This is a genomic window from Microcoleus sp. S13_C3 (assembly GCF_036700905.1).
Lineage (GTDB): Bacteria > Cyanobacteriota > Cyanobacteriia > Cyanobacteriales > Microcoleaceae > Microcoleus.
In genome coordinates this window covers 17864-32662 of the sequence record NZ_JAUBPT010000024.1, presented here as the reverse complement: position 1 = coordinate 32662, position 14799 = coordinate 17864, and the positions used below count along the sequence as shown (strand labels likewise).

Sequence of the window (14799 nt, the reverse complement as noted above, 5' to 3'; positions counted from 1 at the left end):
ACTACTGACTAATGACTACTGACTTCTTTTTCAAGGATTAACCGATCGCACAGACCAATTTCCCTCCCCGTCGCGCCGATAAAGCGATCGATTTTGCGGTTCCCCCCGCAACTCCAACAAATCCACGGTTTCCGGTTCCAACAACAGCAAGCAAAAATTAGGCAGCGGCTCGATCGCATCTGGGGAAGCAGAATCAAAAGCACTAGCCTCGGCTTTGTCATCCCCCGGATGAGGCCAAGCGAACTGCGATCTAGCCGGCTCAGAAAGCTCCTGCCAAGTTGTGCACCGCGATGAACACAACTGGGCGTCTGGATAATCTGCCCCTACCAAAACTAGCTTTCCAGCAATCCGAAATTGTTCGCGAGTTTTCGGGAAATACCAGCAAATTTCCCCCCAAGGATAGAGGTTAATTTCCTCGGCCTTGTGACTGCGAATATCTGTAATAAACTTTAAGTGATTAGTATCGGCTAAAAAGCCTCGAAACACCACAGTGCGGTTGGCCGGACGCCCGGTGGCGCGAACAGTTGCTAGTTGCAAGTAACGGGCAAAAGCCAGACTGCGGTTGCGGTGGAGCGCGCGAGCTAAGGGCGATCGCCAAAGTGCTAAAGACATAATTAATAACCTATCATATTAGTCATTAGGAATTGGGCATTGGGCAAACAGGGAATTGGGCATTGGCCAAACAGGGCATTGGCCAAACAGGGCATTGTTAGCCGTTGACTGTTGACTGTTGACTGTTGACTGTTAACCGTTAACTAATGACTACTGACTAATGACTACTGACTAATGACTACTGACTAATGACTACTGACTAATGACTCTTCTTTCTGCTATTGGTAATTTTATGTCAAATTCACTCTCAAAACTCAAAACTATTGAAACTCCCCACAGCGGCTACCACTGGGATGGCAGTTCCCGCCGCTTTTTTGAAGGCTGGTACTATCGAATAACATTACCCATTCACGGACAATCCTTTGCCTTCATGTATTCCATCGAAGACCCCAGAGGCGGTCAACCTTACAGTGGCGGTGCTGCTCAAATTCTCGGCCCCAAAGATAGCTATTTGTGCCGCACCTTGCCCGATGTAAATAAGTTTTGGGCGCACCGAGAAAGCTTGGGTTTGGGACATTGGGGCAGAACAGATTTACAAATTAAACCCCAATATTTAGATCCGCAAATATTCGACAGCCGCGTCGAAGAAGGCTATCAAGCTACTGCTACTTGGAATCAAGGTTATCTGCACGATCCAGGAAGTGGCAGTCACTGTTTTTGGCAATACGAAATTAAACCTATTTATGGCTGGGGAAACTCTGAGGAAATCCAGAAATCTACGGCGGGAATGGTATCTTTTCTACCCATATTTGAACCGGGATGGCAAATTTTAATGGCTCACGGTTTAGCCACGGGCTGGATCGATTGGAATGACGAACGCTACGAATTTAAAGATGCTCCTGCTTACAGCGAAAAAAACTGGGGCGGTGCTTTTCCGCAAAAGTGGTTTTGGGTTAATTGCAATTGTTTTCAAGGCGAAAGCGATTTAGCTTTAACTGCTGGCGGGGGCAAGCGGGGCGTGCTGTGGTGGATGGAATCTGTAGCAATGATTTGTCTGCATTACCGAGGCAAATTTTACGAATTTGTGCCTTGGAATTCCCAAGTTAGTTGGACTATTGAACCTTGGGGAAGCTGGAAAATGCAGGCGAGAAACAGTCAGTTTGAAGTTGAGTTAATTGCCACTACAAACAGTCCTGGTACTTATCTGCGAGCTCCTACAGAAAAAGGTCTGGCTTTTTGCTGCCGGGATACGACGCACGGCGAATTGCGCTTGCAACTGCGAGAGTTGTTGGGGGGAAATGTTGAAAAAAATGGCAAGCAGCGTTCTAGAATTATCTTAGAGGCTCAAAGTTCTTTATCGGGTTTGGAAGTTGGGGGCGGGCCTTGGGATGAAGTTTGGCGATCGAATTAAATCATTAGTCATTAGTCAGTAGTCATTAGTCAGTAGTCATTAGTCAGTAGTCATTAGTCAGTAGTCATTAGTCAGTAGTCATTAGTCAGTAGTCAGTTAATAGTTAACAGTATTTATAACAGCCATGCTCAATTTACTCGGTTGGCAATTAGGGAAATTCTACCGCAGCCAGCGGTTACAAAAAACTTTCAAATTTATTCTGGGACTAATTTTATGTTTGAGCACAATTTTTATGCCGGCGGCAATTGCTAGGGCTGCCGGTGATTTATCTCGCCAACCTGTCACCGAAATTACTGTTAGTTTGGGTAACGAAGCTGGGGAACTTAAGTTTTTTCCCAATTTGCTAGAATTTGAATCGGGCAAGCGCTATAAATTAGTGCTGAAAAATCCCAGTTCGCAGAAACATTATTTTACTGCTAAAAACTTTGCTGATGCGAGTTGGACTCAAAAAGTTGAAGCTGGGAAAGTGGAAATTAAAGGAAGTATTCACGAATTGGAACTTAAACCGGGGGCTATGGCAGAATGGGTGTTTGTGCCGATGAAATCGGGAACCTACAACCTGCGCTGTACGGTAGCCGGACATACGGAAGCGGGGATGATTGGCAAAATTACGATCGCCTCTTAAATCCCAATCTCCGTTCACTTTCAGATGTATTACCGAAAATCGATCGAACTTTCGGCCCTCTCGACACTTTTCAAGTAGACTCTAGCGGAGCCATTGTCAGTCCAGCACGGCTCAATTGCATATGATAAAGTTCTGCTTGCTCTTGCGGGCCAACCCAGACGGTGGCCTGGCCTTCGTGGTGGATTTGGTTGGCGAGTTTCCAAGCTTGATCGCTCGTCATCCCTGGAATGTATTTTGTCAAACATTCCACAACGTGCTGGAATGTGTTGAAATCGTCGTTGAGAACTATTACCCGATAGTTGGGATAAGGTTTGCGGGTAACTTGACTCGATCGAACGGGTGCTATGGTTGGTGAAGAGGTCATCGCGCGAACAGCCACTGAAACTACAAGATTTGTAAAATAGTTACCTCTAACATCATAACACAATTTCACAATTTTTTAACCCCTAGTTGGTATTTTGATCCGGTTCGGGGTTTATTTTCACCACCGGGCCCGGCGTTAGAGTTCTCCAGAAAGTCTTGTGGGGAGTAGGGGTTAGGCATCCTACCCCCCATTGACAGGCTTTTGAGGAGAAATCTATTGCACCGCGCCGATTAAACTACAGTTAACACTCGATCGACCTCAGAAGTGTCGCCGTGAGAGTACGCTTGCAGCAGAAGTTGCTTTAAATCTTCAATCAGCGGATAGCGGGGGTTCGCTCCGGTACACTGATCGTCAAAAGCGCGATCGGCCATTTCCTCAACGCGAGCAAAAAAGAAATCATCGCTCATTCCCTGACTGGCGATCGCCTCCTGAATCGTGCTAGGAAGCTCTACCTCACGCTTGAGATTTTCCACCGCTTCGATCAACTTCTCAACTTTCTCATCTTCTGTATCGCCGCCCAAATTCAGATAGTCCGCAATGCGAGCATAACGCCACTTGCTGTTAGGATACTTGTTTTGAGAAAAAATCGCTTGCTTGAAGGGAACATCCGTTGCATTGTAGCGAATTACGTGGGAAATCATCAGCCCATTCGCTAAACCGTGAGGGACGTGGCAAGTTGCACCTAATTGGTGGGCTACTGAGTGACAAACCCCCAGAAAAGAGTTAGCAAATGCCATCCCGGCGATCGTAGCAGCATAATGTACTTTCTCCCGCGCTTTCGGATCGTTAGCACCATTTTTGTAAGCGCTGGGCAGGTATTTAAACAGCAAACGAATCGCTTCTAAAGCCAAACCATTTGTATACTCAGAAGCCAACACAGAAACATAAGCTTCTAAAGCGTGGGTTAGGGCATCAATGCCACCGTAAGCAGTCAGTTTCCGGGGCATATTCAGCGTAAGTTCTGGATCGACGATCGCCATATTCGGAGTCAGAGCATAATCTGCAAGCGGATACTTAATCCCCGATCGTTCATCCGTAACAACGGCAAAAGGCGTGACTTCCGAACCCGTTCCCGAAGTAGTTGGAATTGCCACCATAGTTGCCTTTGAACCCAAAGGCGGCAGTTCGTATACCCGCTTGCGAATATCCATAAACCGCATCGCCAATCCTTCAAACTCAATTTCTGGATGCTCATACATCAGCCACATTACTTTAGCAGCATCCATCGGCGAGCCACCACCAAAGGCAATAATCACATCTGGATGGAAACTATTGCAGATTTCTAAACCTTTGCGAACAGTAGCCAGCGAAGGATCGGGTTCCACATCGTAAAATGTGTAGTGATCGATGCCGATTTCTTCCAAACTATCTGTGACTTCCTTAGTCAATCCCAATTCAAACAAAGGTTTATCCGTCACGATCAAAGCACGTTTCTTACCTGAAAGATCCCTCAAAGCTACAGGAAGACAACCCGACTTAAAATAAATCTTGGGAGGAATGCGGAACCAGAGCATATTCTCGCGCCTTTCTGCTACGGTTTTGATATTCAGCAGGTGATGGGGTGTCACGTTGACAGAAATGGAATTATCGCCCCAGCTACCGCAACCGAGGGTAAGGGAGGGATCGAGGCGGAAATTGTACAAATCGCCGATCGCACCTTGAGAAGAAGGCGTATTAATCAGCACCCGCGAAGTCTCTAGTTTGCTTTCAAAATAACGAATGTGCTTCTGATTGTGGGGGGCCGTGTAGAGTACAGAAGTATGTCCGTGTCCGCCAAAAATTATCAGCGCTTCGGCTTTGTCTACTGCTTCAGTAAAGTCCTTGGCGCGATACATGGCGAGAATCGGCGAAAGTTTTTCACAAGCAAACGGTTCTTCTTTACCAACCGCCTCCACTTCTCCAATCAAAACCCTGATGTTTGACGGCACTGTAAAACCCGCAATCTGCGCCACCTTCTGCACCGATTGTCCGACTATTTCGGCATTCAATCGACCATCAATTAAGATTACCTGGCGCACTTTGTCCCGTTCTTCAGCATTCAGGAAATAAGCACCGCGCTTGATGAATTCCAGTTGCACGGCATCGTACACCTCATCCACAACAACCACCGATTGTTCCGAAGCACAAATCGTACCGTTGTCGAAAGTTTTGCTGACCAAAATTGAGCTGACAGCCATTTGGATGTGGGCGGTTTCATCGATGATGGCGGGAGTATTTCCCGCGCCGACACCGAGGGAGGGATGTCCTGAAGAGTAAGCCGCTTTGACCATTCCGGGCCCGCCAGTTGCCAAAATTAGTTTGATATCGCGGTGCTGCATCAAAGCTTGGGAAAGTGGCACAGTTGGCTCATCAATCCACCCAATAATATCCGGTGGTGCTCCGGCTGCTACAGCAGCATCAAGGATAATTTTTGCCGCCGCAGCCGTGCAGGATTTGGCGCGGGGATGGGGCGAAAATATAATGCCATTTCTCGTCTTGAGCACGATTAAAGACTTAAAGATTGTGGTGGAAGTCGGGTTAGTTACAGGAACGATTCCCGCCAGCACTCCCACGGGTTCGGCAATGCGTTCGTAGCCAAAATGCCGATCGGACTCGATGATACCGCAAGTCTTGTCGTTTTTGTATTTGTTGTAAATCATTTCCGAAGCAAAATGATTTTTGATTGCCTTATCTTCGATGACTCCCATTCCCGATTCTTTGACTGCAGCTTTGGCTAAGGGAATGCGGGCGGCATTAGCGGCTAAAGCTACTTGCTTGAATATGCGATCGACCTGTTCTTGAGTGTAGGTGGCAAATTCAGCTTGGGCTGCTTTCACTTTTTGAATTAGGGCTTCTAATTCATCTAAATTGGTAACTTTCATGTTATTTTACCTGATGTTTATTTCCGGGGAAATTATTGCCTCAATCTTTGATTGGTAGGGAACCGGCAGATCGACGCAGATAATTTCCCGATTGTGGGTGACTTGTGTACGCGGTCTTTTAATTATTATATACCGCTAGCTCCGATCGCATTTACCCCGCGACTGCGAAAAATATCAACAGTTTGTTGCACGAGTTCCGGTGAAGCGGGAGGTGTATCCTTGAGTTCGTAATCCAGTTTTAATTGTTCCCATTTGTATTCTCCCATTTTATGAAATGGTAAGACTTCTACTTTTTCCACATTGTTCAGATTGGCAATAAACTCCGCTAATTTTTCTACGTTTTCGATGTGTTCGGTGAGGTGAGGAACTAGAACGAAGCGAATCCACGTCGGTTTGCCAATTTCGCTGAGATATTTGGCCATTGCTAAAGTAGGCTCGATCGAAACGTTGGTGACTTTGTAATACAGTTCGGGAATGTAGGATTTGATGTCCAACAAAACCAGATCGGTCATTTCCAGAACCGGTTTAGCAACTTCTAAAACACAGAATCCTGATGTGTCTAGGGCTGTATGCAAACCCATTTGATGACAGCGGCTAAAGATTTCTCTGACAAAATCAGGCTGCATCAACGGTTCGCCGCCGCTGACGGTAACGCCTCCTTTCCGCAGGTAGGATTTACATTTTGTAATTTGATCGATTAAATAATCGACGGTTACTTCTTTACCATCGTGGGAATTGCGACAGTCGGGATTGTGACAGTAAAGACAGCGTAACGGACAGCCTTGGGTGAAGACGATAAACCGGATTCCGGGGCCGTCTACGGTACCAAATGTTTCGATTGAATGAATGCGACCAATTCCAGACATTGATTTGCTGTTTGTTGGTGATGTTTCGAGATTAGGGATGAGGGAATCTCGGTGTTAACTTAAGCCTAGAAACTTGCGAATTTTTCGTTTGGTTGCTGAGGATCGCTCCCCCTCGCATACCCCCGGTTGTTGGGGAGTAGGGGTTGACTTTGAGAAGTGGACGGTTCCCCTTGAATCCCCAGATAGTCGGGGGAATTCAAGAATACTCTTGTTCCCCCCTTCTTAAGGGGGGTTAGGGGGGATCTGGCCTCATGGTTCAACAGCGAAACTAGAGGAAAAAAGACTTATGCAGAACCAATTATGTAGGCGCTTCTTGAGTCCCCCTCAGCTCGGACTTCGTTTGACTCGCGACAGCGGTTTCAACCGCCGATTCCAATGGAATTTACACGCGTTCGTGGAAAGTCCGTTTAATCACATCTAATTGCTGTTCGCGGGTAAGTTTGATGAAATTAACCGCATAACCGGAGACGCGAATTGTTAGCTGGGGATAGTTTTCTGGATGTTCCATCGCATCTAGTAATGTTTGCCGATCAAGCGCGTTAACATTGATGTGATGGCCGCCATCGTGGAAGTAACCGTCTAACAGACCAACTAGGTTATTAGTCCGATCGCTCTCCATTCTGCCCAAGGCCTGCGGTACAATCGAAAAAGTATTCGATATGCCATCTTGACAATCACTGTAAGGCAGTTTTGCTACAGAAGATAAGGATGCGATCGCCCCACAGGAATCTCGGCCGTGCATCGGGTTAGCACCGGGAGCAAAGGGTTCGCCTGCTTTACGTCCGTCGGGAGTGCTACCAGTTTTTTTGCCGTACACTACGTTAGAGGTAATTGTGAGTACCGATTGAGTGGCTACAGCGCTACGGTAGGTTTTGTGCTGGCGAATTTCGTTCATGAAGCTTTGCACAAGTTCGATGGCTAGACTGTCTACGCGATCGTCATTATTGCCATATTTGGGATATTCTCCTTCGATCGAGTAATCCACTGCCAAACCTTGCTCGTTGCGACTCACCTTAACTTTAGCGTGTTTAATCGCCGATAGGGAGTCCGCCACCACCGACAATCCGGCAATTCCGCAGGCCATTGTCCGGTAAACGTCGCGATCGTGCAATGCCATTTCCAGCCGTTCGTAGCAGTATTTGTCGTGCATATAGTGAATGACATTCAGCGTATTGATATACGTTTTTGCCAACCACGCCATCATGTCCTGGAACCTGGCTCTTACCTCGTCATAATCGAGATATTCGGTAGTAATCGGTGGGAACTGCGGCGCGATTTGGTCGCCAGACTTCTCATCTTTACCGCCGTTAATCGCATAGAGCAAAGTCTTAGCCAAGTTAACTCGCGCGCCGAAAAACTGCATTTGCTTGCCAATTCGCATGGCAGAAACACAACAGGCGATCGCGTAATCATCCCCGTATTGAGGACGCATCAAATCGTCGTTTTCGTACTGAATCGAACTCGTGTCGCTGGATACCTTGGCACAGAATTCTTTGAAGTTTTCCGGCAAGTTTTCCGACCACAAAACGGTGAGATTTGGTTCGGGTGCAGTACCGAGGTTTGACAGGGTGTGTAAGAATCGGAAACTGTTACGAGTTACCAATGTTCTACCGTCATCGCTGATACCGCCGATCGCCTCTGTTACCCAAGTTGGATCGCCAGAAAACAGAGCGTTATAGTCGGGAGTCCGCAAAAACCGCACCATGCGGAGTTTCATTACAAAATGGTCGATCAGTTCTTGCAATTCCACTTCGGAACTCGCGCCGCTTTGCAAATCGCGCTCGAAATAAATGTCTAAAAACGTCGATACGCGGCCGAGAGACATCGCTGCCCCGTTTTGTTCTTTCACTGCTCCCAAGTAGCCAAAATACACCCACTGGACAGCTTCTCGTGCGTTTGCCGCCGGACGGCTAATATCAAAGCCGTAGCTAGCAGCCATTTCTTTTAACTCAAACAAGGCCCGAATTTGCTCGGATAACTCTTCGCGCAAACGAATTGTTGCCTCGTCCATCGCCTCTAGTTCGAGTGATTCTTGCTGGGTTTTTTTATCATCAATTAGGCGATCGACACCGTACAAAGCAACGCGCCGATAGTCACCGATGATCCGCCCGCGTCCATAGGCATCTGGTAAACCTGTGATGATACCAGAACGTCTCGCCAGACGCATCGAGCGCGTGTAAACATCGAATACACCATCGTTATGAGTTTTGCGATATTTCGTAAATATTTCTTCTGTTTGCTCATCTAGCTGATAGCCGTAAGCTTCTAAACCGGCCTTGACCACGCGAATTCCCCCCAAGGGCATAATCGCGCGTTTCAAAGGTTTATCTGTTTGCAAACCTACTATTTGTTCTAAGTCGCGATCGATGTATCCTGCTGCATGAGCCGTGATGGAGGTGGGAACTTTTGTATCAACATCCAATACACCTTTTTCGCGCTCTTGCTTCATTAATTCCAGAACTTTTTGCCAAAGCTGCTGGGTTTTTTCGGTTGGTGCTGTGAGAAATTCTGCATTCCCTTCATAGGGGGTGTAATTTTTTTGAATGAAGTCTCTGACGTTGACTTCGTTTGTCCAGTGGCCTTCAGTAAAGCCGTGCCATTCTGCCAACATAAGCTGTTGTGCATCTAATTTAAAAGTCATTTTTTCTACACTTATTGTGGAACGGGCAGGAGAACCCCTCTCTGGATTCTCTTTAAATGGGTAGCAGTTTAGGTTGCTTTCACCTCAAATTTGTGTTAGCGATCGATCTTTTGTTCTTTCGACCACTACATCTAGTATATATTTAATTTCACAATTTTAAATACGCGCTTCGCTATTTGTTACAAAAATTGACTTGCTAATTTCCGGGAAAGAATTAAGATAGATAGTAGGCAGAACATCCTCTTGAATTATTGTTGAGGAAGCTCTGACCAATTTGGATACTCAACTAACACTTGGACAACGGAAATGTTGTTTAAGGGCGGGTCTGTCGGAAACGGGAAATGAGATTTTTTTTTCAGGAACCGCGAACACCCGAAGAATATGAAGAAAAAGCCGAAAAAGAGTTCGGATTTGATTCGGTGATTGTTATCGAAAGCAGAGCAATATTAATGGCTGATTAATTAGACCTGTTGCCAAATAATTTTGTGCTATTATGGAAAGTTGAGCCAATTTTATAATCTAGCAGACCCGGCAAGTTTAAGGAGATGCCCATCAACCCAAGAATTCAAAGTTTGACCTAAACTTGAGCCAACTTTTAAGGATAACACATATTTTTTTGCAAGAAATCTATTGAAGTAGGGTACTATGCAGATAAATTCAATGAATCAAAGCACTGCGAGCGATCGGGCTCACGATATTTGGAAAGAACAGCGTCATCCGCTCGATCTGATTTTTCGGCCTCGCTCTGTGGCTGTAATCGGCGCAACAGAGAGAGAGGGAAGCGTTGGACGAACTCTCCTGTGGAACTTAATTCGGAATCCGTTTGGCGGCACAGTTTTTCCAGTGAATCCGCAGCGCCACAGCGTCTTGGGGCTCAAGTCTTATCCGGACATTGCTAGCGTCCCGGAAAGAGTGGATTTGGCGGTGATTGCTACGCCTGCTGCTGGGGTGCCGCAAGTGATCCGCGAATGTATCGCTGCGGGAGTGAAAGGGGCAATTATTGTTTCTGCTGGCTTTAAAGAGATTGGCGCTGCTGGGGAGGCTTTAGAACAGCAAGTTCTCGCCCAAGCGCGTCTGGGTGGAATGCGGATTATCGGCCCAAATTGCCTCGGTGTGATGAATCCTGTGGTTGGGCTCAATGCTACTTTTGCAGGTACGATCGCCCGTCCGGGTAATGTCGCTTTCATCAGTCAAAGCGGCGCCCTTTGTACTTCGATCCTAGACTGGAGTTTGGGGGAAAATGTCGGTTTTAGCGCCTTTGTATCGATCGGCTCTATGCTCGATGTCGGTTGGGGCGATCTGATCGAGTATTTCGGGGACGATCCCCATACTCACAGTATCGTTTTGTACATGGAATCTATGGGTGATGCTCGTTCGTTCCTGTCCGCCGCCCGCCCAGTGGCGATCGACAAACCGATCATCATTCTCAAGGTAGGACGTACCGCCGCCGCCGCGCAAGCCGCCGCTTCCCATACGGGAGCTTTGACCGGCAGCGATGACGTGCTTAACGCTGCTTTCCGCCGCTGTGGCGCGTTGCGCGTACATACCATTTCCGATTTGTTCGACATGGCAGAAATTCTCGCCAAGCAACCGCGACCGCAGGGCAACCGCCTATCGATCGTCACCAATGCAGGAGGCCCAGGGGCGATCGCCACTGATGCCTTAATTAGCGACGGGGGTGCGCTGGCAACTCTGGCACCGGAGACTGTGCAGAAGCTTGATGAGTTTTTGCCGCCTCAGTGGAGTCATCACAACCCGATCGATATTTTGGGCGATGCTAGTAGCGATCTTTACGCCAAAACTCTAGAAGTTGTCGCTCCCGATCCCAATAGTGACGGATTGTTGGTCATCCTGACGCCACAAGCGATGACAAATCCGACGCAAACCGCAGAAAAACTCAAGTCTTACAGCCAACTCGGAAAGCCCTTATTAGCAAGCTGGATGGGCGGTGTGGAAGTGTCAGCGGGAACGCAAATTCTCAATCAGGCAAATATTCCGACTTTCCCTTATCCCGATACCGCCGTCAGGTTATTCAACTATATGTGGCGGTACACATACAACCTGCGCGCTATCTACGAAACGCCATCTCTCCCCGCTGATTGCGAAATCGAGACTTCCGGGTGTGCGACTGCTGCGAAGATTTTGACTGCCGCCCGCCAAAACAATCGCACTCTATTAACCGAGTACGAATCAAAACAGTTGTTGGCAGCTTACGGCATTCCCACCGTAGCGACAGAAATTGCAGGGAGTGCGGGCGAAGCTGTGGAAATTGCCGAGATCCTCGGTTATCCAGTGGTGCTAAAACTCCATTCTGAGACGATTACTCACAAAACCGATGTGGGGGGCGTACAACTAAATTTAGGCGATGCTAAGGCTGTAATTAGTGCCTTTGAGGCGATCTCCCAGCGGGTACGGGATCTCGATCCTGCAGCGTTTCTCGGCGTAACCGTGCAGCCGATGGTGAAGTTGGAAGGCTATGAAATAATTTTGGGTAGCAGTATTGACCCACAATTTGGGCCGGTGATGCTGTTTGGTTCCGGCGGACAATTAGTGGAAGTCTTTCAAGATCGATCGCTCGCCCTTCCGCCTTTAAATACCACCCTAGCGCGGCGGATGATGGAGCAAACTCGCATCTATAAAGCTTTGCAAGGAGTGCGCGGTCGATCGGCAATTGACCTGGTACAACTCGAACAGTTATTAGTTCGTTTCAGTCAACTAATTGTAGAGCAACCTCAAATTGCCGAGATTGATATTAATCCGCTGTTGGTTTCTCCTGAAGGTGCGATCGCTCTTGATGCCCGCGTTGTTCTCCAGACAACAGAAAACGCCTTTTCACCCGCGATTCGCCCCTATCCTACTCAATACGTTCAAACATGGTCAACGGAGGGCGATCGTCCCCTCACGATCCGTCCGATTCGCCCAGAAGATGAGCCGCTGATGGTACTCTTCCACAAAGAACTTTCGGAAGAGAGCGTGTATTTGCGCTACGCTCACATGGTAAAGCTAAAGCACCGCATCGCTCACGAACGTTTGACCCGGATTTGTTTTATTGACTACGATCGGGAAATGGTGTTAGTAGCCGATCGTCAAGACCCGGAAACCTCAGAACACCGGGTTTTGGGAGTAGCCCGTCTGAGCAAACTCCACGGCACAAACGAAGCCGAATTTGCCCTGATTGTTAGCGATAGCTATCAGCAGCGCGGTTTGGGAACAGAATTATTGAGGCGGCTCCTGCAAATTGGTCAGGAAGAGAAATTAGAGGCGATCGTTGGCTACATTCTAAATAGCAACTACAAGATGCAGAGCCTCTGTAAAAAACTAGGATTTGAACTCCAACCAGACCGAGGCGAAGGAATGTTGAAAGCTGTTTTTGTCTGCTAATAGCAAGTTTGGTTAAATAATTCTCATTCATCACCACTTTCGTCCTCACTACAAACCTATAAAGTTTGTAGTGAGGACGAAAGTCCTCAAACTCAGAAGCTACTAAGCCGCAGCCAAATTTGCTGCTGCGAAATCCCAGTTAGCCAAATTATCCAAGAAATTAGTAATGTAGTCGGGACGGCGGTTTTGGAAATCCAAATAATAAGCGTGTTCCCACACATCCAAAGTCAGCAACGGAGTTTGGCCGTGTGCTACCGGGGTGTCGGCGTTAGCAGTTTTGGTAACTTTCAAAGTGCCGTTGTCTAAAACTAGCCAAGCCCAGCCGCTACCGAACTGAGTTGTCGCAGCAGTCTTAAATTCTTCTTTGAATTTGTCAAAGCTGCCGAAGTCGGCGTTGATTTTCTCAGCTAAATCTCCTGTCGGAGTGCCACCGCCGCCCGGTGCGAGGGAATTCCAGAAAAAATTGTGGTTCCAAACTTGACCTGCATTGTTGAAAATGCCGGCTTTGGATGGGTCTTTAGCAGATTCCTTGACAATTTCTTCAAGGGATTTGCTCGCCATTTCCGTTCCTTCAATCAGTTTATTCAGATTGGTCACGTAAGCAGCGTGGTGCTTGTCGTGGTGGAACGAAAAAGTGTTGGCCGACATATGACCTGACTCTAGGGCGTCAGCGGCGAAGGGTAATGGTGCAAGTTCAAATGCCATTGTGTTCAATCCTCTCTGGATTACTTTTGGTTTTTGGGCTAACTTTCCGGCTTTTGTATGATTAAAGCCGAGAGTCGCTAGCTTGAGTTTATCAAGCTGTGGTAAATAATTCTTTACAATTTTCATATTTTATAGCAGTTGGGGCATTCCAGCATTCAGACTTGTATTTTTTAGATATCAAAGCTACTTATTGCAGGCTTCACATAGCATAAAGTATCACTAAATGTCAAGCCACCGGGGTGGCAAATAAAAGTGTGTGTGAAATTGTCAACCGAGCGAAATTTTATGAGACTGATAAATAGATTAAACCTGTAAATTGTCAAAGATTAACCTAAGTTCAATTAAGCTGTAAGGAAGTCAAACAAGTTGCAGGAGCTGTCAATGGAAAAGCGTTTAAACAACTCGTCCAGTCACCCCCCTCAATGGTTGAATCTTCAATTAATCGTCACCGCTCTGGAAACAGTCCAAGACTTAATTGTAATTTCCCTATGTATTGGTTTGTTTTGTTTCATGGTGCTCGAACTGCGAGAAATGTTCTTCTCGCTGCTACCTCCTTTGAATTTCCAGGAAGTCACTGCTGACATTCTATTCTTATTGGTTTTGGTGGAATTATTTCGCCTGCTAATTATTTATTTACAAGAGCAGCGGGTTTCGATAGGTGTGGCTGTGGAAGTTTGTATAGTATCTGTTTTGCGAGAAGTTATCGTGCGGGGAGTGCTGGAAACTCCCTGGGTTCAAATATTATCAACAGGCGCATTTTTGCTGGTTTTGGGAGTGTTGTTGGTAGTCCGAGTTTGGTTGCCGCCAACCTTTGAGGGAATTGACCCGGAACGCCGCCTTGCTAGCAGAAATAGAAAATTTTCAGAGCCTGAATCTTCTTCGGAGCCTCTTGCAGTCAATAGCAAGTTTAATTCTCATTGAATATGGCATGACAGGCGATTTTAGATTTTAAATTTACTCTGATATTGCTTGTCACGTTACCACCCATCATTTCCAGTAAAACTGAGATGTTGCACCATTGTCAATAAGGGGCTCTCCTGCCCGTTCCACAAAGAGTAGATTTTCTCGTGGGGAGTAGGGGTTGGGCCGGAGAACCCACCCAAAAAAGGATTATTGAGAATGCAATACGGTTCAGTTAAGCTCGATCCCCCCTAGCCTAGGGCGGGCACTCTTGGCACCGCCCCTACGAAGGGGAGTAGGGGGTGGGACAAGAAATTACTCAAAGTCAACCCCTACTCCCCAACAATCAGGGGGAGTAGGGGGTATGCGAGGGGGATCTCGCCCGGAATAAATAGTTTTAACCCAAGCGTATTGATTGAGAATGGTGCAAGATGTGAGCTCAAATCAACCTGATAACGTTTGCAGTGAAGACTAAAATCATCTGCATTTTCAG

10 protein-coding genes are annotated in these 14799 nt (G+C 47.0%); 4 read left to right on the top strand and 6 right to left on the bottom strand.

The window, feature by feature from the left end; all coding sequences use genetic code 11:
- Positions 1 to 30 precede the first annotated feature (30 nt).
- A complete protein-coding gene (locus tag QUA16_RS09570) occupies positions 31 to 612 on the bottom strand; it encodes an Npun_F5749 family FMN-dependent PPOX-type flavoprotein (protein ID WP_333105931.1) in 582 nt (193 codons plus the stop codon).
- 232 nt (positions 613 to 844) lie between these two features.
- On the opposite strand from QUA16_RS09570, the gene QUA16_RS09565 reads away from it, so the two are divergent.
- Both QUA16_RS09565 and QUA16_RS09560 read left to right on the top strand, forming a co-directional pair.
- Positions 845 to 1963 (top strand): tocopherol cyclase family protein, encoded by a 1119-nt coding sequence (locus QUA16_RS09565; RefSeq protein WP_333105932.1) that lies wholly within the window; start codon positions 845 to 847, stop codon positions 1961 to 1963.
- 124 nt (positions 1964 to 2087) lie between these two features.
- Positions 2088 to 2588 (top strand): plastocyanin/azurin family copper-binding protein, encoded by a 501-nt coding sequence (locus QUA16_RS09560; RefSeq protein ID WP_333105933.1) that lies wholly within the window; start codon positions 2088 to 2090, stop codon positions 2586 to 2588.
- Between the two features lie 70 nt (positions 2589 to 2658).
- Here the strand turns inward: QUA16_RS09560 and clpS are convergent, their stop codons facing one another.
- The 4 genes from clpS to pflB all read right to left on the bottom strand — a co-directional run bounded on the left by clpS (position 2659) and on the right by pflB (position 9290).
- Positions 2659 to 2952, bottom strand: a complete 294-nt coding sequence (gene clpS / locus QUA16_RS09555) for an ATP-dependent Clp protease adapter ClpS (RefSeq protein WP_006633998.1) — start codon at positions 2950 to 2952, stop codon at positions 2659 to 2661.
- A gap of 230 nt (positions 2953 to 3182) precedes the next feature.
- The gene (gene adhE, locus QUA16_RS09550; protein ID WP_333105934.1) at positions 3183 to 5813 is read right to left on the bottom strand and encodes a bifunctional acetaldehyde-CoA/alcohol dehydrogenase; all 2631 of its coding nucleotides are present in this window, start codon (positions 5811 to 5813) and stop codon (positions 3183 to 3185) included.
- A gap of 125 nt (positions 5814 to 5938) precedes the next feature.
- A complete protein-coding gene (gene pflA / locus QUA16_RS09545) occupies positions 5939 to 6679 on the bottom strand; it encodes a pyruvate formate-lyase-activating protein (RefSeq protein WP_333105936.1) in 741 nt (246 codons plus the stop codon).
- A gap of 382 nt (positions 6680 to 7061) precedes the next feature.
- The gene (pflB, locus tag QUA16_RS09540) at positions 7062 to 9290 is read right to left on the bottom strand and encodes a formate C-acetyltransferase (protein WP_333181113.1); all 2229 of its coding nucleotides are present in this window, start codon (positions 9288 to 9290) and stop codon (positions 7062 to 7064) included.
- Between the two features lie 690 nt (positions 9291 to 9980).
- Between pflB and QUA16_RS09535 the strand changes: the two genes are divergently transcribed.
- A complete protein-coding gene (locus QUA16_RS09535) occupies positions 9981 to 12701 on the top strand; it encodes a bifunctional acetate--CoA ligase family protein/GNAT family N-acetyltransferase (RefSeq protein ID WP_333105940.1) in 2721 nt (906 codons plus the stop codon).
- Positions 12702 to 12803: 102 nt separating this feature from the next.
- Here the strand turns inward: QUA16_RS09535 and QUA16_RS09530 are convergent, their stop codons facing one another.
- Positions 12804 to 13406: a superoxide dismutase gene (locus QUA16_RS09530; protein ID WP_333105963.1), complete on the bottom strand. Its 603-nt coding sequence runs from the start codon at positions 13404 to 13406 to the stop codon at positions 12804 to 12806.
- Between the two features lie 381 nt (positions 13407 to 13787).
- Between QUA16_RS09530 and QUA16_RS09525 the strand changes: the two genes are divergently transcribed.
- Entirely contained in the window at positions 13788 to 14327 is a 540-nt protein-coding gene (locus QUA16_RS09525; protein WP_333105942.1) for a phosphate-starvation-inducible PsiE family protein, read from the top strand.
- Positions 14328 to 14799 lie beyond the last annotated feature (472 nt).

Excerpts from the sequence above, each read along its gene's own strand:
- QUA16_RS09525 (WP_333105942.1), top strand. The coding sequence starts at position 13,788 with ATGGAAAAGCGTTTAAACAACTCGTCCAGTCACCCCCCTCAATGGTTG.
- QUA16_RS09535 (WP_333105940.1), top strand. The coding sequence starts at position 9,981 with ATGAATCAAAGCACTGCGAGCGATCGGGCTCACGATATTTGGAAAGAA.
- QUA16_RS09570 (WP_333105931.1), bottom strand. The coding sequence starts at position 612 with ATGTCTTTAGCACTTTGGCGATCGCCCTTAGCTCGCGCGCTCCACCGC.
- QUA16_RS09530 (WP_333105963.1), bottom strand. The coding sequence starts at position 13,406 with ATGGCATTTGAACTTGCACCATTACCCTTCGCCGCTGACGCCCTAGAG.
- pflB (WP_333181113.1), bottom strand. The coding sequence starts at position 9,290 with ATGTTGGCAGAATGGCACGGCTTTACTGAAGGCCACTGGACAAACGAA.
- clpS (WP_006633998.1), bottom strand. The coding sequence starts at position 2,952 with ATGACCTCTTCACCAACCATAGCACCCGTTCGATCGAGTCAAGTTACC.
- adhE (WP_333105934.1), bottom strand. The coding sequence starts at position 5,813 with ATGAAAGTTACCAATTTAGATGAATTAGAAGCCCTAATTCAAAAAGTG.
- pflA (WP_333105936.1), bottom strand. The coding sequence starts at position 6,679 with ATGTCTGGAATTGGTCGCATTCATTCAATCGAAACATTTGGTACCGTA.
- QUA16_RS09560 (WP_333105933.1), top strand. The coding sequence starts at position 2,088 with ATGCTCAATTTACTCGGTTGGCAATTAGGGAAATTCTACCGCAGCCAG.
- QUA16_RS09565 (WP_333105932.1), top strand. The coding sequence starts at position 845 with ATGTCAAATTCACTCTCAAAACTCAAAACTATTGAAACTCCCCACAGC.